The organism is Tsukamurella serpentis, from assembly GCF_054780975.1.
The window spans coordinates 300793-320120 of record NZ_BAAGVH010000001.1 but is presented as its reverse complement, the minus strand read 5'-3'; the positions used below and the strand labels follow the sequence as shown (position 1 = coordinate 320120).

18 protein-coding genes are annotated in these 19328 nt (G+C 70.3%); 3 read left to right on the top strand and 15 right to left on the bottom strand.

All coding sequences use genetic code 11. The annotated features are described in order from the left end of the window. Positions 1-5 precede the first annotated feature (5 nt). The 4 genes from bioB to ACYVHG_RS01510 all read right to left on the bottom strand — a co-directional run bounded on the left by bioB (position 6) and on the right by ACYVHG_RS01510 (position 4218). Positions 6-1013: a biotin synthase BioB gene (gene bioB / locus ACYVHG_RS01525; RefSeq protein WP_461165655.1), complete on the bottom strand. Its 1008-nt coding sequence runs from the start codon at positions 1011-1013 to the stop codon at positions 6-8. A gap of 76 nt (positions 1014-1089) precedes the next feature. Further along, positions 1090-1812 (bottom strand): dethiobiotin synthase, encoded by a 723-nt coding sequence (gene bioD / locus ACYVHG_RS01520; protein ID WP_461165654.1) that lies wholly within the window; start codon positions 1810-1812, stop codon positions 1090-1092. Beyond that, positions 1809-2942, bottom strand: coding sequence for an 8-amino-7-oxononanoate synthase (locus ACYVHG_RS01515; protein WP_461165653.1), 1134 nt, complete (start codon positions 2940-2942; stop codon positions 1809-1811). The genes bioD and ACYVHG_RS01515 overlap by 4 nt, the downstream gene beginning before the upstream one ends. 4 nt (positions 2943-2946) lie before the next feature. After that, positions 2947-4218: an adenosylmethionine--8-amino-7-oxononanoate transaminase gene (locus tag ACYVHG_RS01510; protein ID WP_461165652.1), complete on the bottom strand. Its 1272-nt coding sequence runs from the start codon at positions 4216-4218 to the stop codon at positions 2947-2949. A gap of 59 nt (positions 4219-4277) precedes the next feature. Here ACYVHG_RS01510 and ACYVHG_RS01505 point away from each other — a divergent pair, with 59 nt between their 5' ends. Further along, positions 4278-4955 (top strand): hypothetical protein, encoded by a 678-nt coding sequence (locus ACYVHG_RS01505; protein ID WP_461165651.1) that lies wholly within the window; start codon positions 4278-4280, stop codon positions 4953-4955. 70 nt (positions 4956-5025) lie between these two features. Beyond that, positions 5026-6063, top strand: a complete 1038-nt coding sequence (locus tag ACYVHG_RS01500) for an LLM class F420-dependent oxidoreductase (RefSeq protein ID WP_461165650.1) — start codon at positions 5026-5028, stop codon at positions 6061-6063. A gap of 104 nt (positions 6064-6167) precedes the next feature. Here the strand turns inward: ACYVHG_RS01500 and ACYVHG_RS01495 are convergent, their stop codons facing one another. The 4 genes from ACYVHG_RS01495 to ACYVHG_RS01480 form a co-directional block, all read right to left on the bottom strand. Then, positions 6168-6812, bottom strand: a complete 645-nt coding sequence (locus ACYVHG_RS01495) for a hypothetical protein (protein ID WP_461165649.1) — start codon at positions 6810-6812, stop codon at positions 6168-6170. 22 nt (positions 6813-6834) lie between these two features. Then, complete coding sequence (gene ilvA, locus ACYVHG_RS01490) at positions 6835-8154, bottom strand: threonine ammonia-lyase IlvA (RefSeq protein ID WP_461165648.1); 1320 nt, start codon at positions 8152-8154, stop codon at positions 6835-6837. Between the two features lie 88 nt (positions 8155-8242). Then, positions 8243-9862 carry a class I adenylate-forming enzyme family protein gene (locus ACYVHG_RS01485; protein WP_461165647.1) on the bottom strand — a complete coding sequence of 540 codons (1620 nt, stop codon included), beginning with the start codon at positions 9860-9862 and terminating at the stop codon, positions 8243-8245. 53 nt (positions 9863-9915) lie between these two features. Further along, positions 9916-10389: a cupin domain-containing protein gene (locus ACYVHG_RS01480; protein WP_461165646.1), complete on the bottom strand. Its 474-nt coding sequence runs from the start codon at positions 10387-10389 to the stop codon at positions 9916-9918. An 81-nt stretch (positions 10390-10470) separates the two neighbouring features. On the opposite strand from ACYVHG_RS01480, the gene ACYVHG_RS01475 reads away from it, so the two are divergent. After that, complete coding sequence (locus ACYVHG_RS01475; protein ID WP_461165645.1) at positions 10471-10947, top strand: MarR family winged helix-turn-helix transcriptional regulator; 477 nt, start codon at positions 10471-10473, stop codon at positions 10945-10947. Here the strand turns inward: ACYVHG_RS01475 and ACYVHG_RS01470 are convergent. From ACYVHG_RS01470 to ACYVHG_RS01440, 7 genes are all read right to left on the bottom strand, one after another. Then, positions 10934-11359, bottom strand: coding sequence for a prepilin peptidase (locus ACYVHG_RS01470; RefSeq protein WP_461165644.1), 426 nt, complete (start codon positions 11357-11359; stop codon positions 10934-10936). The two genes, ACYVHG_RS01475 and ACYVHG_RS01470, sit on opposite strands and share 14 nt — an antisense overlap. Before the next feature lie 80 nt (positions 11360-11439). After that, positions 11440-12252, bottom strand: coding sequence for a shikimate dehydrogenase (locus ACYVHG_RS01465; RefSeq protein ID WP_461165643.1), 813 nt, complete (start codon positions 12250-12252; stop codon positions 11440-11442). Next, complete coding sequence (locus tag ACYVHG_RS01460; RefSeq protein ID WP_461165642.1) at positions 12249-13610, bottom strand: endolytic transglycosylase MltG; 1362 nt, start codon at positions 13608-13610, stop codon at positions 12249-12251. Before ACYVHG_RS01460 ends, ACYVHG_RS01465 begins: the two co-directional genes overlap by 4 nt. Then, positions 13607-14098, bottom strand: coding sequence for a Holliday junction resolvase RuvX (ruvX, locus tag ACYVHG_RS01455; RefSeq protein WP_461165849.1), 492 nt, complete (start codon positions 14096-14098; stop codon positions 13607-13609). Before ruvX ends, ACYVHG_RS01460 begins: the two co-directional genes overlap by 4 nt. Beyond that, entirely contained in the window at positions 14095-16776 is a 2682-nt protein-coding gene (gene alaS / locus ACYVHG_RS01450; protein ID WP_461165641.1) for an alanine--tRNA ligase, read from the bottom strand. Before alaS ends, ruvX begins: the two co-directional genes overlap by 4 nt. A 51-nt stretch (positions 16777-16827) precedes the next feature. Continuing rightward, positions 16828-18198 carry a replication-associated recombination protein A gene (locus tag ACYVHG_RS01445; RefSeq protein WP_461165640.1) on the bottom strand — a complete coding sequence of 457 codons (1371 nt, stop codon included), beginning with the start codon at positions 18196-18198 and terminating at the stop codon, positions 16828-16830. Next, positions 18195-19307, bottom strand: a complete 1113-nt coding sequence (locus ACYVHG_RS01440) for a hypothetical protein (protein WP_461165639.1) — start codon at positions 19305-19307, stop codon at positions 18195-18197. The genes ACYVHG_RS01445 and ACYVHG_RS01440 overlap by 4 nt, the downstream gene beginning before the upstream one ends. Positions 19308-19328 lie beyond the last annotated feature (21 nt).

The following is a 19328-nucleotide window of genomic DNA, read 5'->3' as shown; positions in this document are numbered from 1 at the left end:
CGCGGTCACAGGGTGTCGTTGAGCGCTTTAATCGGCATCTTGAGCTCGTTGAGCAGATCCAGATCGGTCTCGGCGGGGCGCCCCAGTGTGGTGAGGTAGTTGCCCACGATGACGGCGTTGATACCGCCCAGGATCCCCTTCTCGGCGCCGAGGTCACCTAGCGTGATCTCCCGGCCGCCGGCGAAACGCAGGATGGTGCGCGGCAGGGCCAGCCGGAACGCGGCCACGGCCTTGAGCGCCTCACCGGGTTCGAGCACGTCCAGGTCACCGAACGGAGTGCCCGGGCGCGGGTTGAGGAAGTTCAGCGGCACCTCGTCGGGCTCGAGTTCGGCGAGGTTCGCAGCGAACTCCGCCCGCTGCTCGAGGGTCTCGCCCATCCCGAGAATGCCACCGCAACAGACCTCCATCCCGGCCTCGCGGACCATGCGCAGGGTGTCCCAGCGCTCCTCCCAGGAATGGGTGGTGACCACGTTCGGGAAGTGCGACTTCGAGGTCTCCAGGTTGTGGTTGTAGCGATGCACACCCATCGCCTTGAGCTCGTCGACCTGCTCCTGCGTGAGCATGCCGAGGCTGCACGCGATCTGGATGTCGACCTCATTGCGGATCGCCTCGATACCCGCGGCGACCTGGCTCATCAAGCGCTTGTCGGGGCCGCGGACGGCGGCCACGATGCAGAACTCGGTGGCACCGGTCTTCGCGGTCTGCTTGGCCGCCTCGACCAGCGAGGGGATGTCGATCCAGGCCGAGCGCACGGGCGACTCGAACAGGCCGGACTGCGAGCAGAAGTGGCAGTCCTCGGGGCAGCCGCCGGTCTTCAGGCTGATGATGCCCTCGACCTCGACCTCGGGCCCGCACCAGCGCATGCGGACCTCGTGCGCCAGCTGCAGGACCTCGTCGAGCCGATCGTCGGGCAGCTGCAGAACGGCCAGGACCTGATCCTGCGCCAGTCCCTCACCGCGTTCGAGCACCTGCTCGCGCGCGACCTCGATGATGTCCGCCAGGACCCCGGTCATGTGATCTCCCTCATCGGCTGTGTCGTCGGCTGGCATGGCGACGCGGGCGTCGCTCGTATCGAGAACTGTACAGCGTTCAATTGGCGGCACGGTCGCAGCCGAGCCCGGCGAGCCAGACACCGTCGAACCAGGAAGACGCCTCGGCATCGAAGCGCGCTGCACTGAGTGCGGGGGCACCGTCCGGGATCCGTCCGACGACGGGCACTCCGACGAGGTCCGGAAGATCCCGCAGATTGCACTGTTCGGCCAGGCCAGGGGCTTCCGGCCAGCGGCAAAGCACGATTCCGGCGCACGCGACGCCCTGCGCCGCGAGGGCGCGGACGGTGAGCTCGGTGTGATTGAGCGTGCCCAGCGCCGGATCGGCGACCACGACGACGGCGGCGCCGAGATCGGCTGCCAGATCAATGAGAGTGAACGGTGTTCGATCCGAAGCCAGCCCTAGGCGGACCAGCACTCCCCCGGCACCTTCCACCAGGACGGTGCCCCGGTGACCGCGCACCAGGGCCGCGGCCTCGTCCCGGCGCAGCGGTGGCCGCCCGGCGCGCCGGGCGGCGGTCAGCGGGGCCAACGGATCGGGGTAGCGGCGGTGCTCGACGGTGACCGCCCGTGGCGCCAGACGCGCCACCTCGGCCACGTCCGCGAGGTTGCCCTCATCGTCGCGATCGGCACCGTCGGCGAATCCGGTCTGGGTGGGCTTGACGACGGTGACCTGCCCACCCGCACCGAGTGCGGCCGCGAGGGCGGCGGTGACGACGGTCTTCCCGACACCGGTCGAGGTGCCGGTGACGCAGACGATCACGCGATCGATCTCCGGATCACCGCGACGGCCTCGTCGACCTGCGCATCGGTGAGATCGGCGCGAGCGGTGATCCGCAACCGGGAGGTGCCCTCGGGGACCGACGGCGGCCGGAAGCAGCCCACGCGCACTCCGGCCGCGGCGCACGCGTCACGGGCGGCGACGGCGCGTTCCGGCTCGCCCAGGATCAGCGAGACCACTGCGGAGGTGGGCTCGGGAGCCCCGACGCCCGCGGCGAGAGCGCCCGCCCGTTCGAGCACCCGCTCCGCGAGCCGGGGCTGTTCCCGCAGGACCCGCAGTGCGGCTGCGGCGGCGGCGACCGCTGCCGGCGCGAGCCCGGTGTCGAAGATGAACGGCCGGGCCGTGTCGATCAGGTGGGCACGGACCTTCTCCGCACCCAGGACCGCTCCGCCCTGGGCGCCGAGCGCCTTCGACAGGGTCGCGGTGAGCACCAGATCGGGCGCGCCCGCCAGACCCAGTTCGTGCACCAGGCCGCGGCCGCCGTGGCCGCGGACACCGAGACCGTGGGCCTCGTCGACGATCAGCACGGCTCCGTTGTCGACGGTGGCCCGGTACAGATCACCCACCGGCGCGAGGACGCCGTCGGCGCTGTAGACCGAATCGGTGAGCACCAGGGCCCGGGACTCGGTGCGATCGGCGAGTGCGGCACGCACCGCGTCGACGTCGCCGCGCGGGGTGACCACGATCCGGGCCCGGGAGAGCCGGCAGGCATCGACCAGGGAGGCGTGCGAGCCACCGTCGGAGACGACCAGCGCGCCCCGTCCGGCGAGCGCGGTGACCACTCCCAGGTTGGCCAGGTAACCGGAGGAGAAGCACAGCGCGGCCTGCGTCCCGGTGAAGTCGGCGAGATCGTTCTCGAACTGCTCGTGCAGCTCGGTGGTACCGGTCACCAGGCGTGATCCGGTGGCACCGGCGCCCCATAGACGAACCGCACCGGCCGCGGCTTCGACCACCCGGGGATGGCGACTGAGCCCCAGGTAGTCGTTGGAGGCGAGGTCGAGCCCGGTGTCGCCGGGTCCGCGAGCGACCAGGGTGCGTCGCAGTCCCGCCCGGGCACGGTCCGCCGCGTAACCGTCGAGCCAGTCGAGAGCACCGAATTGAACACCGTTCATGTACTCACTGTAGCGCTGCGCGCACCGCCGCCGAGACACCCCCGCAGATCAGCTCGATCTCCGCATCGGTGCAGATGAAGGGCGGCATCGTGTACACCAGGTCACGGAACGGACGCAGCCACACCCCGGCCGCCACTGTCGCGTCCGTCGCCGCTGCGGTGTCGACCGGACGGTCGAGTTGCACCACGCCGATGGCGCCGAGGACCCGGACGTCGACGACACCGGGCAGCTCTCGCAACGGCTCCAGTCCGGCGCGCAACAGTCCCTCGATCCGGGAGACCCGGGCCCGCCAGTCCTGTGCGAGCAGCAGTTCCGTGCTGGCCACCGCGACGGCGCAGGCCAGCGGGTTTCCCATGAAGGTGGGGCCGTGCATGAGTGCGCCCTGGTCCGATTCGGAGATGGTCAGCGCGATCTCGTCGGTGCACAGCATCGCCGCGAGCGTGAGGTATCCCCCGGTGAGAGCCTTTCCCAGGCACAGGATGTCCGGTGTGATCCCGGCACTGTCGCAGGCGAACAGCGCGCCGGTTCGCCCGAATCCGGTGGCGATCTCGTCAGCGATCAACAGCACCCCGTGGCGGCGGGTGATCTCCCGCAGGGCGGCGACGTAGGCCGGCGGGTGCATGCGCATACCACCGGCACCCTGCACCACCGGTTCGACGATCACCGCGGCGAGTTCGTGGGCGTGTTCCCCGACGAGGCGGTCGAGTTCGGCGACGTAGGCCGGGTCGTCTTCGGCGGGTGGCGGCGGGGCGAACACCTGCGTGCGGAGCACATCGGTCCAGAGCGCGTGCATGCCGCCGTCCGGGTCGCACACGCTCATCGGGGTGAAGGTGTCGCCGTGGTAGCCGCCGCGCCAGGTGAGCAGGCGGTTGCGGCCGTGGACCCCCTTGGCGCGCCAGTACTGCAGGGCGGTCTTGACCGCCACCTCGATCGATACCGAGCCACTGTCGGCGAGGAAGACACGGTCGAGTCCGTCCGGGGTGATCCGCACCAACAGCTCCCCCAGCCGGGCGGCGCTCTCGTGGGTGAGGCCACCGAACATGACGTGCGACATCTTCTCCAGCTGGGCCCGCGCCGCGGCGTCGAGCACCGGGTGGCGGTAGCCGTGGATCGCCGCCCACCACGAGCTCATCCCATCGATGACCTGCGATCCGTCACCGAGGGTCAGGCGGACGCCCTCGGCGGAGGTCACGACGCGGGCTCCGGAACCCCCCACCGCGCTGTAGGGATGCCAGAGGGTGCGGGCGTCGAGGGCGAGGATCTCGTCTTCGGTCATATCCGGTCACGTTAGCGGGAGCGGAAAACCTGTCAGTGGGCGCGCGCACACTGACGGACATGAACAGCGAAACCCCGCGGCCGCTCACCACGGCACTCGCCCAGTCCGCCACCGCGCGCGCCGGCGTCAGCGGTAGCCGCATTCGCGCCTCGTCGCCGGCACGGGTCGCCGAATCGCTCCGCGCCCACGGCCTGCACGCCGATCTGTTGCCCAACGGCAGGCTGGTGATGGTGGTCTCCACATCCCGGTTCACCGCTTCCGTGCTGCCCGGCGGCGCGATCGAGGTGCGCGCACTCCGCGAAGGGGTCAACTCCGTCCTGGGCCTGCTGAGCGATCCCGACGAGGTGGCCCACCTGCTGATCCGGTGCGCGGGCCTGGCCACCGCGTGGGAGCTGTGCGCGCAGATCCACGACCGCCTGGTGCTCGCCGGGGAGGAGTCCGTACTGTGCGAGATCCCCATGGGCGACACCCTGTTCGTCCGGCTCGGTGATCGGACGTACGCGGAGCTCGCGGCACAGCCGGCGGACCCGTGCCTGGGTGAACCCGCGAGTGTTCAGCTGACCACGCACATCTGCGTCGAGTCGCTGTCCGGCCGGTGGCGGTTCCGCACCCTCGACCTGCAGGATCCGAGCACCGTCGGGCGGATCAGCGGCGGTCGGCACACCGACGTCGACTCCGCGCTGCGCGCGCTCGCGACGCATCGGGCGCGTACCGCGGAATGGGAGCGGCTGCACTGACCACCGCGGGCGGCGGTTTCGGGCCGGGATAGGGTTCGGTGACCATCACCGGCGAGGAGAGGCGGCGCAGATGCGCATCGGGCTCGGCATCAACTACACCGACGGATTCAAGGCCACCGCCGATGAAGTTCAGGATCTCGAGAAGGCCGGTATCGACATCATCTTCGTCCCGGAGGCCTACTCCTTCGATGCGGTGAGCGCGCTCGGTTACCTCGCGGCGAAGACGGAGCGGGTGCAGCTCGCGTCGGGCATCCTGCAGATCTACACCCGTACGCCCACCCTGACCGCGATGACGGCCGCGGGCCTGGACAACGTCTCTGACGGTCGGTTCATCCTCGGTCTCGGCGCCTCGGGACCGCAGGTCATCGAGGGTTTCCACGGGGTGCGGTACGACGCACCGATCAGCCGGACCCGCGAGATCATCGAGATCTGCCGCGCGGTATGGCGCCGCGAGCGACTTGAGTACCAGGGCCGGTACTACCAGATGCCGCTTCCCGCAGACCGTGGCACGGGTCTCGGCAAGCCGCTCAAACTGATCAATCACCCGGTGCGTGAGCGGATTCCGATCCTGCTCGCCGCGCTGGGCCCGAAGAACGTCGCGCTCGCGGCGGAGTCCGCCGAGGGCTGGCAGCCGATCTTCTTCCTGCCGGAGAAGGCGCATCAGGTGTGGGGCGATGCCCTCACCGCCGGCACCGCGAAGCGGGATCCGGCACTCGGGCCGCTCGACGTGTACGCCAGCCCTGCGCTCGCGATCGGCGACGACGTGGAGAACCTGCTGAGCTTCGTCAAACCCCATCTGGCGCTGTACATCGGCGGAATGGGCGCCAAGGGCAAGAACTTCTATCACACGCTTGCCACCAATTACGGCTACGGCGCCGAGGCGGACCGGATCCAGGAGTTGTACCTGGCCGGCGATAAGGCCGCCGCCGCGGCGGCGGTGCCCGATGAGCTGGCGCGCAACATCTCACTGATCGGCCCGGAGGGCTTCGTCCGGGAACGGATCGCGGCATACCGGGAGGCGGGCGTGACCGTCCTCAACGTCACCCCGATCGCTGCGGACGCGGCAGGTCGGGTCCGGCAGGTCGAGCAACTGCGCGAGCTGGTCTGACACCGTCGCAGCGTCCTGGGCACACCGCCACCGGCCGGGCCCGGGAGGATTCCCCGTACGGCCATCGTTCCACCTGCGATGACCTCGGGTGACCGCTCGCACCGTCAGTGCTGGCCGAACGTGAGGACCAGGTCCCACGGATCGAGGTGCCAGCCGCGGATCGCCTCGGTGAGCAGGGTCGGCACCATCTCGACGGTGGACGCGGACATCGGTGCACTGATCGTGTGACCCTCGCCGGCCGGATCGACGAACGGCGACCACAGCTCGGAGGCCGGCGCCGGCGCGGTCTCCACGACCACCACGCGATCCGCACCGTGCGGCATGACTGCGAACAGGGCGAACCGCTGATCGTCGTCGGCGGCACCGGGCTCGATCACCAGGAACTCCCCCGCGTCGACGCACCGGTTCACCGCCCGGACCAGTAGTTCGCGGAAGTCCTCGAAGGTCGCGCGTGATGCCCGGCGAGGCGCGTCGAGACGCACCCGTTGCGGCGCCATCGTCGTCGCCCTCCCGGCCGGATCGGGCACGGGCAGCCGCGGGCGGACCAGGATTGCGCCGTCACCGGTCAGGGTGCCGGCCTCGGCGAACCGCCCGGGAGCGGTTTCGGTACGGCTGAGCGCTCCGGTGGCCTGCACCGTGCGCAGCCAATGGTCGTGCGGGACCGACCACAGCTCCCCGGCACCGTCGGCCGTCCAGGTCCGCAGACGTCCGCCGACACAGGGGCCCAGCCGCACGTCGATCTCCGCCATCAGATTCTCGCGTCCGCCGGTCTCAGGTGAGGTAGCGGTAGGCGGGGGAACCGGGTTCGAGGCGTTCGGAGTGCAGCCGCGAGGAGTCCATTCGCTCCAGCAGCGCTCCGAGGTCGTCGGCGCGCCCCAGTTCGACACCGACCAGCGCCTCACCGGTGTCGCGGTTGTTGCGCTTGACGTACTCGAACAGGGTGATGTCGTCGTCCGGCCCGAGGACCTCGTCGAGGAACCGTCGCAGCGCACCGGGCTCCTGCGGGAACGCGACCAGGAAGTAGTGCTTGAGGCCCTGGTGCACCAGGGAACGCTCGATCACCTCGTGGTAGCGGGAGACGTCGTTGTTGCCGCCGGAAAGCAGGCACACCACGGTGGCGCCCGGTTCGAAGCGGAGCTGCGGCAGCGCCGCCACCGACAGCGCACCCGCGGGCTCGGCGATCACTCCCTCGTTCTGGTACAGGTCCAGCATCGCGGTGCAGATCGCACCCTCGTCGACCTCGATGATGCCCAGTTCACCGGCCGCGACGTCCCTGACCGTATGAGCGGGCCACACCTGTGCCCCTTCGGCGGCGGCGACGTCGAAACCGATCCGGCCGATCCGGCGCACGGCGGCACCGTCGACGAACGGGTCGATGGTGGCGAGCTCGACCGGTTCGCCCGCCTCGATCGCGCGTGCCAGCGACGGAGCACCGGCCGGCTCGGCACCGACGACGGTGGCCGACGGTGACTGCGAGCGCAGGTACCGGGTGACGCCGGCGAAACACCCGGCGCCGCCGACCGGCATCACCGTCACGTCCGGGACCCCGCCGAGTTGTTCGACCAGTTCGACACCGATCGTGCCCTGCCCTGCGGTGGTACGCGCATCGTCGAAGGCGTGCACCCAGGTGGCTCCGGTCGAGCGGACGTCGTCCTGTGCGGCGGCGGCCGCGGCGTCGTAGGTCTCGCCGATGGCGATGAGTTCGACGAACCGGCCACCGTGCGCGCGGATGCGATCGCGTTTCTGCTTCGGGGTGGTGGTGGGCACGTAGATCCGGCCGTGCACCTCCATCGCGCGGCAGGCGAAGGCCACGCCCTGCGCGTGGTTCCCGGCCGAGGCGGCGACCACACCCGCGGCCTTCTCGGCGTCGGTGAGCTGTGCCATCAGGTTGTAGGCGCCACGGATCTTGTACGAGCGCACCACCTGCAGGTCCTCCCGCTTGAGGTAGACCTTCGCGCCGGTCAGCGCCGAGAGCCGCTCGCAGTGCTGCAGAGGACTCACCGAGACCACCCCCGCGAGGCGCTCGCGGGCATCGATGATCGAGTGCACCGTCAGGTCGGCGGCAGCACTGGACATCGATGAGGTAGACATGCGCGCCATCTTCCCACTCCGGCGGAACCGTGCTCAACCGGCCCGCACATCGGCCCGGTTCATCGGTCCGGCCACCCGACCGGGAGAATCAGCCGGTGCGCAGGGCGCGCACCAGATGCTTCTGGATCTTGCCGGTCGCGGTCTTCGGCAGCGCATCGACGAAGACGACCTCCTTGGGCGCCTTGAACGCCGCGAGGTGCTCGCGCGCGTAGGCGAGCAGGCCGTCACCGTCGGCTTCGGCCGACGGCGCGGTGACCACGAAGGCCGTCACCTGCTCACCCCACCGTTCATGAGCGGTCCCCACGACCGCCGCCTCCGCGACGCCCGGATGCCCGAGCAGCACCCGCTCGACCTCGACCGAGGAGACGTTCTCGCCGCCGGACTTGATGATGTCCTTGGCGCGGTCGGTGAAGTACACCACTCCGTCTCCGTCGAGGTAGCCGATGTCGCCGCCGTGGAACCAGCCGTGCTCGAAGGCGCGGGCGTTGGCCTCGGGATTGTTCCAATAGCCCTGCATCAGCTGCGGCGATCGGTACACGATCTCCCCGATCTCACCGGCCGGGAGCAGCGTGCCGTCCGAACCCATGATGGCGACATCGGTCGAGACCGTCGCCGGCCCCCAGGAGTCGTCCTTGACCCCCTGGTGACCGGTCCACTGCAGTTCGGAGACCGGTGTGGTCTCGGTCTGGCCGGAGCCGAGGATGAACGCCGCGGCGGGGAACCTCGCCCGCAGAGCGCCGAGCAGTTCGGCGGGCATCGGAGCCATCGCGTACAGACCGGTCACCAGCGATGCGGTGCCGTCCGCGGGCAGATCGGGCTGTGCGAGCAGCGCCGCCCACATCATCGGCAGCAGCGTCAGGTGGGTGACGCGGTGCTCGGCGAAGGTCGCCGCCAGCGCGGCCGGATCGAATCCGCGCAGCAGGACCGCGGTTCCGCCGGTGAGCAGCATCGGCATGAGCAGTGCATCGAGGGCGGTGACGTGGAACAACGGGAGCACGATGGGCTGCACCGCGGGTTCCACATCCGGGCGGACTCCGAGCGCGACCGCGGAGGACAGTGCCGAGATGTGCACCGCGAGGTGACTCGTCAGAACGCCCTTGGGCCGGGCGGTGGTCCCCGACGTGTACAGGCAGTGCAGGACGTCTCGATCCTCGACGATCGTCTCCACCGGAGCATCGTCGCCGGCCGGTAGGTCCGTGAACGGGGTCGCGGGCACTCCACCCACCTCCCCGGGCACCGTCGCACCGGCGTCCCCGACCACGTACACCGCCTCCACGAGGTGCTTCTCGGAGCCGAACGCGGCGGTGAGCACCGGGACGAAGGCGTTCTCGGTGATCACCGCGCGGACACCGCTGTCCCCGAGCTGGTAGCCGATGTCACCGGGAGCCAGGAGCAGGTTCAGCGGTACCACCACCACCCCGAGCTTGGCGCACGCGAAGACCGTGACGACGAACTCGGCTCGGTTCTGCAACTGCAGTGCGATCGCATCGCCGCGCCGGAAGCCGCGCTGCTGCAGCCCCCGCGCCAGCGCATTGGATCTGCTCTCGAGTTCGCGGTAGCTCAGCCGGTGGTCACCGTCGACCAGCGCGATCCGGTCGCCGTAGCTGCGAGCGGCGCGGGTCGGGATATCACCGATGCAGACGCGATGGGTGAGGTTCGCGGTGAGCGGATCGATTCCGGACAGGTCGGGAAGCATCGCTGGGCCCATGTCCGCACGGTAGTCCGGACACCGGTCGGCGCGGAGCGGAACGGCGTTCGCCGTCAAACCCGTCGGCGATCCCGCCACAGCGGGCTGTCCACGAAGTGGTTGTCGTACATGTCCTGCGCGTCGAGCAGATCGGCGGGTGCGGCAGCGCCGGAGGCGATATCGCGCAACAACCGGAAATAGCCGAACCGCTCGACGCCCGGTGTGAGGACGATCAGTGCAGTGGCCGGCTCGCCGGTGGTCGCGGCGAAGGCGTGCACCACGTTCGGTTCGATGACCGCGAGGCCACCGACGGCGACGGTGGCGATGTAGTCGCCGATCAGCATCTCCAGTTCGCCGCCGAGGACGTAGAAGATCTCCGTCGAGCGGCGATGCAGGTGCGGGGCGGCACCGTCGGATCCGGGTGGTAGGTGGACACGCTGCACGCTCGCCGCGCCTCCGGTCGAGGTGGCGTCGGCGAAGAGCGCCACAGCGGGTCCGCGTTCGGTGCCGGGGTCGGCGCCGACGACCTCGGGCTGGTGGACGATCATGAACCCTCCTAATAGTTAGACGACTAATTACTTGAATGATCAGGCGTCTGATCGGATCCGTCAAGGGGGTAGCCTCATCCCGTGCACGACGTCGATGCGGCGATGACCCAATGGCGCTCCGAGTACCCGGAACTCAACACCCTGCCGATGAGCATCCTCGGCAGGCTCGCCCGGCTGGAGGCCACGGCCCGGGACGCCGTCGAACGCCCACTGGAGGCCGCGGGCCTGCACCGCGGCGAATTCGACGTTCTCGCGACCCTGCGGCGCTCCGGATCACCGTTCACTCTCACTCCCGCCGCGCTGGCCGACCAACTGCTCATCACCCGCGCGGGCCTCACCTCCCGCCTGGACCGCCTCGAAGCCGTGGACCTGCTGGTGCGCACCCCCAGCACCGCGGACGGCCGCAGCAAGGACGTCACCCTCACCGCCGCGGGCAGAGACCTGATCGAGCGACTGCTACCCGAACACGTCCGCCGCGAGGAGACCCTGCTCGCCGCACTGACCCCTGACGAGCAGCGGACCCTCGACTCCCTGCTGCGACGGCTCACCCGGAGCTGACCACGGCCAGCACCACCGCGAGCGCACCCAGGCACATCGCCGGACCGTGCGGAACCGTCCGGTCCCGGGCCGCGATCGCCCACACCACGGTGATCGCCTGCGCCGCGACCACCGCACCCACCACCGCCGCGACACCGGCGACCGCCGCCACCACCGCACCCAGAGTGGGAGCGAGTTTCACGTCGCCGGCGCCCATGCCGCGCGCGAGGAAGGCCACCGCGTTCACCGTGGTCCACAGGGCCGCACCCAGCAGCGACGCCGGCGCACCGTCGAGCGCGCACCACAGCCCCACCGACAGCGCGAGACCGGCACCGGGCAGGGTCAGCGCATTCGGCAGACGCCGCTCACGCACGTCGAACCAGCACAGCGCCGTGCACCACAGCGCGACTCCCCCCAAGAGCCCCCACTCCACAACCGGAGTGTGTCAGGGCGGACTCCCCGGCCGCAGCCGAACCGGCCGAGCCGCCGTGACCGCGCCCGCGCAGCGGCGCCTCAGCGCGCGGCGGCCAGGGCCTCGGCCATGGCTGCACGCGGGGCGGGACGCCCGGTGAACCATTCGGACTGCCGGAAGGCCTGGTGCAACAGCATCGTCAGGCCTCCCGCAGTACGAGCGCCCTTGGCCTCCGCCGCCGCTATCAGCAGCGTCGGCCACGGATCGTAGGCCACGTCCGCCACCGCCGGGGCCGCGGACGAGACCGCGTCCATCAACGGGAAGTCGTCCGCCTGGGTATCGCCCGGCAGGGTCGAGACCACGACGTCGGCAGCGGGAACCGCGTCGGCGCGCAGCGGCGCCCACGACGCGGCGAGTCCGAAGGAGCGTGCGCACTCCAGAGCGCCCTGAGCGCGCTCCTCGGAGCGGGAGAGCACCGTCGTCGTGCCGAATCCGCGGTCGGCGAGAGCCGCGAACACCGGGCGGGCGGTTCCTCCGGCGCCGAGCACCAATGACGAGACCCCGCGCGCGCCGCACTCATCGAGCAGGCCCGCGGCACCATCGACGTCGGTGCAGTCCGCGAGCCAGCCGTCCGCGGTCCGTACCAGGGTGTTCGCCGAACCGACCTTGACCGCGCGGTCGGTGCGTTCACCGGCGAACGCGAGGGCCGCGAACTTGCCGGGCATGGTGACCGACAGACCCACCCAGTGCTCGTCGAGTCCGCCGACCAGCGCGGGAAGCTCGTCCGCACCGCACTCGATCCGCTCGTAGGTCCACGGCAGCCCGAGCGCATGGAAAGCCGCGTTGTGCAGGACCGGCGAGAGCGAGTGCGCGATCGGCTTACCGAGGACCGCCGCCCGCTTCGCCGAACTCACTTGCCGCAGCCCACCGTCAGGAACTTGGTATCGCAGGCCTTCTGCCGATTGCGCTCGTGCTGGGCGAAATCGTCGGTGAACAGCGTGGTGCCCTTGCTGTCGACGGTGACGAAGTACAGCCACGGACCCGCCGTCGGGTTCTCCGTCGCGAGCAACGCCGAGTCCCCGACCGCACCGATCGGCGTCGCCGGCAGACCGGTCTTGGCGTAGGTGTTCCACTCGGTCTTCTTCAGCAACTGCTCACCGACGACGTCGATACCGGTCACCGCTTCGGTGTAGTTGACGGTGGAGTCCATCTCCAGCTTCTGGTTCTTCGCCAGCCGGTTCAGGATCACCCGGGCGACCTTGGGGTAGTCGTCGGACTGATTGACCTCGCGCTCGACGATCGACGCCGACACCAGCACCTGGTACGGCGCCAGACGTGCCGCCGACGTGCGACTGGCGCTGAGCAATCCCTGCGCCTCGTACTTCTGCGCGGACTGGGAGATCAAACCGCGCAGGATGGTCAGCGGCGTCCCGGACGGGTCGATCTGATCCCACACACCCGGGGCGATCAGCCCCTCCAAGCGGCGGTGATCGCCCTTGAGCCGGGTGACGGTGGCCGTCGCCCACGCCGGGACCCCCAGATCCGCGGCGGACGCGTTGGCCGCGACCTTGACGAAATCGGCCTTCGGCACCCGCTTCTTGGCACCGTCGACGGTGTGCGCGGTGGCCGCGGAGAGTTGGCTCAGGATGCCCGGGGCGACCTTCGCGTCCTTGCTGCGCTTGTCGTCGAGGACGGCACCGGCGGACACGTTGAGCATGCCCACCCGGTGACTACGACCCGGATCGACCAGCATCTGCACCACCTCCTGCGCCGGAAGGGTCTTGCGCAGCTCGTAGTAGCCGGCCGAGATCGGCTTGTCACCGGCGGCGCGGTTGAACGCCCCCACCGACTTGACCACCCCCGCGTCCACCAGATCCTGGGCGAAGTCGGAGTTGTTCTGGCCGCTGATCCGCACCACCGTCTCGGCGCCGGACTCGCCGGAGGCGTAATCCTCGGGCAGGGCGGGGCTGCCGAACAGCGAGTGCCGCATCGGCCACAGAATCACCGCCACCGCCACCAGGAAGATCACCACCAGCGAGAGCAGGGCGATCCGGCGCCGTCGCCGGACCCGAGCGGGCGCGGGCGAACCCTTCGGCCGCCGAGGCGGACGCTTCGCGGGCCGACCGCTGCGCTGTGACGAACGTTCGGTACCGCCACGACGGGATTCGCCCTGGGGCGTCAGACGCTGCGGCTTGCGAGGCGGCTGCGGGCCGGCTCGGTGCCGGCCGACCGACACCGGCTCCGCCCGCTGGTTGTCCCACCCGTCAGTCACTGGTCCTCCTCGAGACCGGGCACCGGCCTCCGCTCGTCGAGCCATCCCTGCAGGATGGCCACCGCGGCGGCCTGGTCGATCACCGCTCGCTGCTCCTTGGCGCGCACCCCGTTATCCCGCAGCGCACGCTGCGCGGTGACCGTGGTGAAACGCTCATCTGAAAAAGATACCCGTGGCGGGGTTCCGTTTCCCGCACCCAGTACCGCGGCGAGCCGCTGCGCGAAGACCTCCGCCATCCGCGCGGACGAGCCGCGCTCACCGCGCAGGGTGCGCGGCATACCGACCACGATCTCGATCGGCTCGTAGTCCTCCACCAATCGGGCGATCCGCCGCAGGTCGGATCCGTCCTTCGCGGCACGCACCGTCTCCACCGGAGTCGCGAGGATCCCGTCCGGATCGGAGACGGCCACACCGATCCGGGCCTTGCCCACGTCCAGGGCAAGGCGTCGGCCACGCTGCCAAGCGGGCGCCGCGGCATTCACGGTCAGGCGCCGACCGTCCGCGTGAGCTCGGCCCGGATCGCCGTCAGCGCGGCATCGATCCCGTCGGCGTCGGAACCGGCGCCCTGCGCCATATCCGCCTTACCGCCACCGCGGCCACCGACCGACGGCGCCGCAGCCTTGACCAGATCCCCGGCCTTGACGCCGAGATCCTGCGCGGCGTCGTTCGCGGCGACCACGAACGGAACCTTCGCACCGTCCTCGGCGAACAGGGCGATCGCCGCGGCCTCTGCGCCCAGGCGCCCCTTGAGCCCGGTGACCAGGCCGCGCAGTTCGCCGGCGGTGACGCCCTGCGGTGCGCGGGCGGCGACCAGCCGGACCGCGCCGATCCGCTCCGGGCTCGAGGCCAACTCGGACAGCGCCGACAGCGCGGCCTGAGCGCGCAGCTTCTCCAGCTCCTTCTCGGCGTCCTTGAGCCGGGTGACCAATGATTCGACCCTGGCCGGGACCTCCTCGGAGGGCACCTTCAGCGAGGACGACAGCGCCGAGACCAGTGCGTGCTCCTTGGCGAGGTACTTCTGCGAGTCCAGGCCCACGTAGGCCTCCACGCGCCGCACGCCCGACCCGACGGAGCTCTCCCCCAGCAACGTGACCGGGCCGATCAGACCGGAGCTGGCGACGTGAGTGCCACCGCACAGTTCCAGCGAGAACGGCCCGCCGATCTCGACCACCCGCACCTGCTCGCCGTAGTTCTCGCCGAACAGTGCCATCGCACCGCGCTTGCGCGCCGTCTCCAGATCGGTGACCTCGGTGTTGACCGCGAAATCCGACTGCACGGCCGCGTTGGTGACCTGCTCGATCTCGGTGCGCTGCTGCTCATCGAGCCCGCCGGACCAGCGGAAGTCGAAACGCAGATAGCCGGGCTTGTTGAGCGAGCCCGCCTGGACCGCGTTCGGGCCGAGCACCTGCCGCAGCGCCGCGTGCACCAGGTGGGTGCCGGAGTGGCCCTGGGTGCTGCCGTGCCGGTGACCGGCGTCGACGGCGACCGTGACCGGATCCCCCTCGGTGACCTCACCGGAGACGACGGTGCCCTGGTGCCGCCACACGGTCTTCGCGACCCGCTGCACGTCGGTGACCACGATCTGCGCTCCGGCGCCGGTGGTGATGGTGCCGATGTCGGCGAGCTGACCACCCGCCTCAGCGTAGAGCGGGCTGCGATCGAGGACCACCTCGATGTCCTCGCCCTGGGCGACGTGCGGTACCCGCGCACCGTCCTTGATCAGACCGAGCACCTGCGCCTGGGAGCTGAGCTCGTCGAAGCCGGTGAACTCGGTCGGACCGCGATCGACGAACTCCCGGAACACCGACAGGTCGACCAGGGCGGACTTACGGGAGTTGGCGTCGTCCTTGGCGCGCTGGCGCTGCTCGGCCATCAGCGCCCGGAAACCGTCCTCGTCGACGGTCAGGCCCGCCTCGGCGGCCATTTCCAGGGTGAGATCGATCGGGAAACCGTAGGTGTCGTGCAGGGTGAAGGCGTCGTCGCCGGAGAGCACCGACCGGCCGGACGACTTGGTGGCGTCCACCGCGCCGCCGAACAGCGTGGTGCCCTGCTCCAGGGTCTTCAGGAAGGCCTGCTCCTCACCGACGGCGACGGTGCGGATGCGCTGAGCGTCGTCGGCCAGCGACGGGTACGACGGCGACATCGTCTCGATCACGGTGTCGACGAAGACACCCATCGTCTCGCCCGTGGCGCCGAGTAGGCGGGCCGAGCGCACCACCCGGCGCAGCAGGCGGCGCAGCACGTAGCCACGGCCGTCGTTGCCCGGGTTCACGCCGTCCTCGATGAGCATGACCGCGGTGCGGGTGTGGTCGGCGATCACCCGGAACAGCCGGTCGTGTTCGGGGTCGGGTACGGGCCGCCGGCCGTACACCTGGCCGGTGAGTTCCTGCGCACGGTCGATCACCGGGCGCAGCAGATCGGTGTCGTAGACGTTGTCGACGCCCTGCAGCAGGAAGGCGACGCGCTCGATGCCCATGCCGGTGTCGATGTTCTTCTTGGGCAGTTCACCGAGGATCTCGAAGGACTCCTTACCGGTGCCCTGCCCCCGTTCGTTCTGCATGAAGACGAGGTTCCAGATCTCGATGTAGCGGTCCTCGTCGGCTTCCGGACCGCCCTCGGCGCCGTACTCGGGGCCGCGGTCGTAGAAGATCTCCGAGCACGGGCCGCACGGTCCGGGGATGCCCATCGACCAGTAGTTGTCCTTCATGCCGCGACGCTGGATCCGCTCGGGCACCTGGCCGACCTCGAGCCACAGCTCGGCGGCCTCGTCGTCGTCGAGGTAGACCGTGGACCACAGCCGCTCGGGATCCATCCCGAAGCCACCGTCGGACACCGGGTCGGTCAGCAGGCTCCAGGCGAACTTGATCGCATCACGCTTGAAGTAGTCACCGAAGCTGAAGTTGCCGGCCATCTGGAAGAAGGTGTTGTGCCGGGTGGTGATACCCACCTCCTCGATGTCGAGGGTGCGCACACACTTCTGGATCGAGGTGGCCCGGTCGTACGGCGGGGTCTGCTGGCCCAGGAAGAAGGGCACGAAGGGCACCATGCCGGCGATCACGAACAGCTGATTCGGGTCGCTCAGCACCAAGGAGGCGCTGGGCACCTGGGTGTGTCCGGCCTTGACGAAGTGGTCCGTGAACCGCTTCCGAATCTCATGGGTCTGCACAGCGATCCTTCGCGTCCTGGTGGTGTTACAGCGTGTAGCGACCCGTCAACCTTACCGGCGACGGAGGATGGACCGCAGCCGCGCTAGCCGGGGGCCGATCTCCCGCTCGAAACCGTGGTCGGTGGGTGCGTAGTAGTCGGTACCGACCAGTTCGTCGGGCGGGTACTGCTGCGCCGCGACACCGCCCGGGACGTGGTGCGGATAGACGTAGCCCTGCGCGTTGCCGAGCTTCTCGGCGCCCGCGTAGTGACCGTCGCGCAGGTGCGGCGGCACTGCGCCCGCCTTCCCGGCGGAGACGTCCGACAATGCGGCGCCGATCGCCGAGACCACCCCGTCGGACTTCGGCGCGGTGGCCAGGTGGATGGTGGCCTGCGTCAACGCCAGCCGCGCCTCCGGCATGCCGATCAGTTGCACCGCCTGCGCGGCGGCGGTGGCCACCAGCAGCGCCTGCGGATCGGCCATGCCGATGTCCTCGGAGGCGTGCACCACCAGCCGGCGCGCGATGAACCGCGGATCCTCACCGGCGGCGATCATCCGCGCCAGGTAGTGCAGGGCCGCATCCACATCCGACCCTCGGATCGACTTGATGAAGGCGCTGATCACGTCGTAGTGCTGGTCGCCGTCCCGGTCGTAGCGGACCGCGGCCACGTCGATGCTCGACTCCACCGTCTCCAGGGTGATCTCACCGCCGCCCTGCCCGACGGTGACATCGGCCGCCGCTTCGAGCGCGGTCAACGAGCGCCGTGCATCTCCTCCGGCCAGACGCACCAGGTGCTCGCGCGCCGGATCGGAGATGCTCAGCGCCCCGTCGTAACCACGCGGGTCGGTCAGGGCGCGATCGATCAGCTCACTGATGTGCTCGGCCTCGAGCGGACGCAGTTGCAGGATCAGTGAGCGCGAGAGCAGCGGGGAGACCACCGAGAAGCTGGGGTTCTCGGTGGTGGCCGCGACCAGCAGCACCACGCGGTTCTCGACCGCCGCGAGCAGTGCGTCCTGCTGCGCCTTGGAGAACCGGTGCACCTCGTCGATGAACAGCACCGTCTGTTCGTCGACCAGCAGCCGGCGGCGGGCCATCTCGATCACCGCCCGCACGTCCTTCACCCCCGCCGAGAGCGCGGAGAGCGCCTCGAAGCGTCGTCCGGTGGCGCCGGAGATCAGCGACGCGACGGTGGTCTTCCCGGTGCCGGGCGGTCCGTACAGGATGACGCTGGCGGCGCCCGCACCGTCGATCAGGCGGCGCAGCGGAGTCCCCGGGCCGAGCAGGTGCTCCTGTCCGAGTACCTCGTCCAGGCCGCGGGGCCGCATCCGGACCGCCAGTGGGGTGCCGGTGTGCGTGGGAACGAACTCCACCGGCCCGTTCGCCGACGGTGCGGTGGGCGGCGCGGCCAGGTCCCCGTCGTCACCGAACAGGGAATCGGTCACCGGGCGTGGACCTCCGCCACCGCGCGGGCGAGGCCGCTGACCCGGGGATCGGCGTCGGCGAGCCGCTGCCAGCGGGCGAGCAGATCGTCGTCGGACCAGGCGGGGAGGCTGTCGAGGTGACCGGCGTCGATGCGGCTCGCCGCCGCCGACGAATCCAGGCCCAGGGCCCAGAAGCTGGCCAGCACCAGCCAGGCCAGGGCGGCGGTGGCCAGATGCCGGTGCAGCGCGACGTCGTCGGCGAGCCGCGGCCACAGCCGCACCACCTCCGACCGCCACGCCTCGACGATCGCCTCGTCGAGTTCCGGCGAGTGCCCATCAGCGGTGCAGTCCGGGTAGGTCAGCAGCACGTACGCCACATCCAGCGCGCCGTCCCGGAATCCGGCCCACTCGTAGTCGAGGAAGAGCACCGAACCGCCCACCACGAGCGTGTTCTCCGGGCCCACATCGGAGGGGCTGAACGCCCGGAACGGTCCCTCGGTGAACAGCGCGACGGCTGCGTCGAGCACGGCGCGCGCGGAATCGTCGATCCCGCCGACGGCCGACGGAAGCGCCTGCGCGGCGCGCGCGGCCTCCCCCGCCACGGGGTCGCGCCGCGGATCGGTGTGCTCACGACGCGCCAGCGCCGAGAGATCACGCTCACGGCCGTAGGTACCGGCGTGCATCCGGCCCAGGGCCTGCGCCCAGGCGGAGAGCACCATCGCCGTCTCCGACGACGGGGTGCGGCGCAACCGCTCGGTCATCGTCTCGCCCTCGCCGAGATCCTGCAGCACCAGGATGCGGGCCTGCGCGTCGGAGGCCAGCAACTGCGGGCCCGGCCGGGACTCGACGGGCAGCGCGGTGGCGAACTTGTAGGCGGCGCCCTCACGGGCGAAGGCCTCACTGTGGCCGAGGTCGGCGTGGTCGGCCGCGCGCAACTGCTTGATCACCACCGTGCGGGGCAGCAGGTGATTGTTGTGCAGTACCCGGGCGCGCATCACCAGGGTGCGTCCCGAACCGCCCAGATCCTCCGGTTCGCCCAGCTCAACGGGTGCGCCGACCCTACGACTGAGCAGGCCCTCAACTGCGCTGAGAGCGGCTTGAGTCGTCTCGGACCCCAACGCGGCAACCATCCCCACCAACCTACCTCAGCG

Excerpts from the sequence above, each read along its gene's own strand:
- bioB (WP_461165655.1), bottom strand. The coding sequence starts at position 1,013 with ATGACCGGGGTCCTGGCGGACATCATCGAGGTCGCGCGCGAGCAGGTG.
- ACYVHG_RS01515 (WP_461165653.1), bottom strand. The coding sequence starts at position 2,942 with ATGAACGGTGTTCAATTCGGTGCTCTCGACTGGCTCGACGGTTACGCG.
- ACYVHG_RS01510 (WP_461165652.1), bottom strand. The coding sequence starts at position 4,218 with ATGACCGAAGACGAGATCCTCGCCCTCGACGCCCGCACCCTCTGGCAT.
- ACYVHG_RS01505 (WP_461165651.1), top strand. The coding sequence starts at position 4,278 with ATGAACAGCGAAACCCCGCGGCCGCTCACCACGGCACTCGCCCAGTCC.
- ACYVHG_RS01500 (WP_461165650.1), top strand. The coding sequence starts at position 5,026 with ATGCGCATCGGGCTCGGCATCAACTACACCGACGGATTCAAGGCCACC.
- ACYVHG_RS01495 (WP_461165649.1), bottom strand. The coding sequence starts at position 6,812 with ATGGCGGAGATCGACGTGCGGCTGGGCCCCTGTGTCGGCGGACGTCTG.
- ilvA (WP_461165648.1), bottom strand. The coding sequence starts at position 8,154 with ATGTCTACCTCATCGATGTCCAGTGCTGCCGCCGACCTGACGGTGCAC.
- ACYVHG_RS01485 (WP_461165647.1), bottom strand. The coding sequence starts at position 9,862 with ATGGGCCCAGCGATGCTTCCCGACCTGTCCGGAATCGATCCGCTCACC.
- ACYVHG_RS01480 (WP_461165646.1), bottom strand. The coding sequence starts at position 10,389 with ATGATCGTCCACCAGCCCGAGGTCGTCGGCGCCGACCCCGGCACCGAA.
- ACYVHG_RS01440 (WP_461165639.1), bottom strand. The coding sequence starts at position 19,307 with ATGGTTGCCGCGTTGGGGTCCGAGACGACTCAAGCCGCTCTCAGCGCA.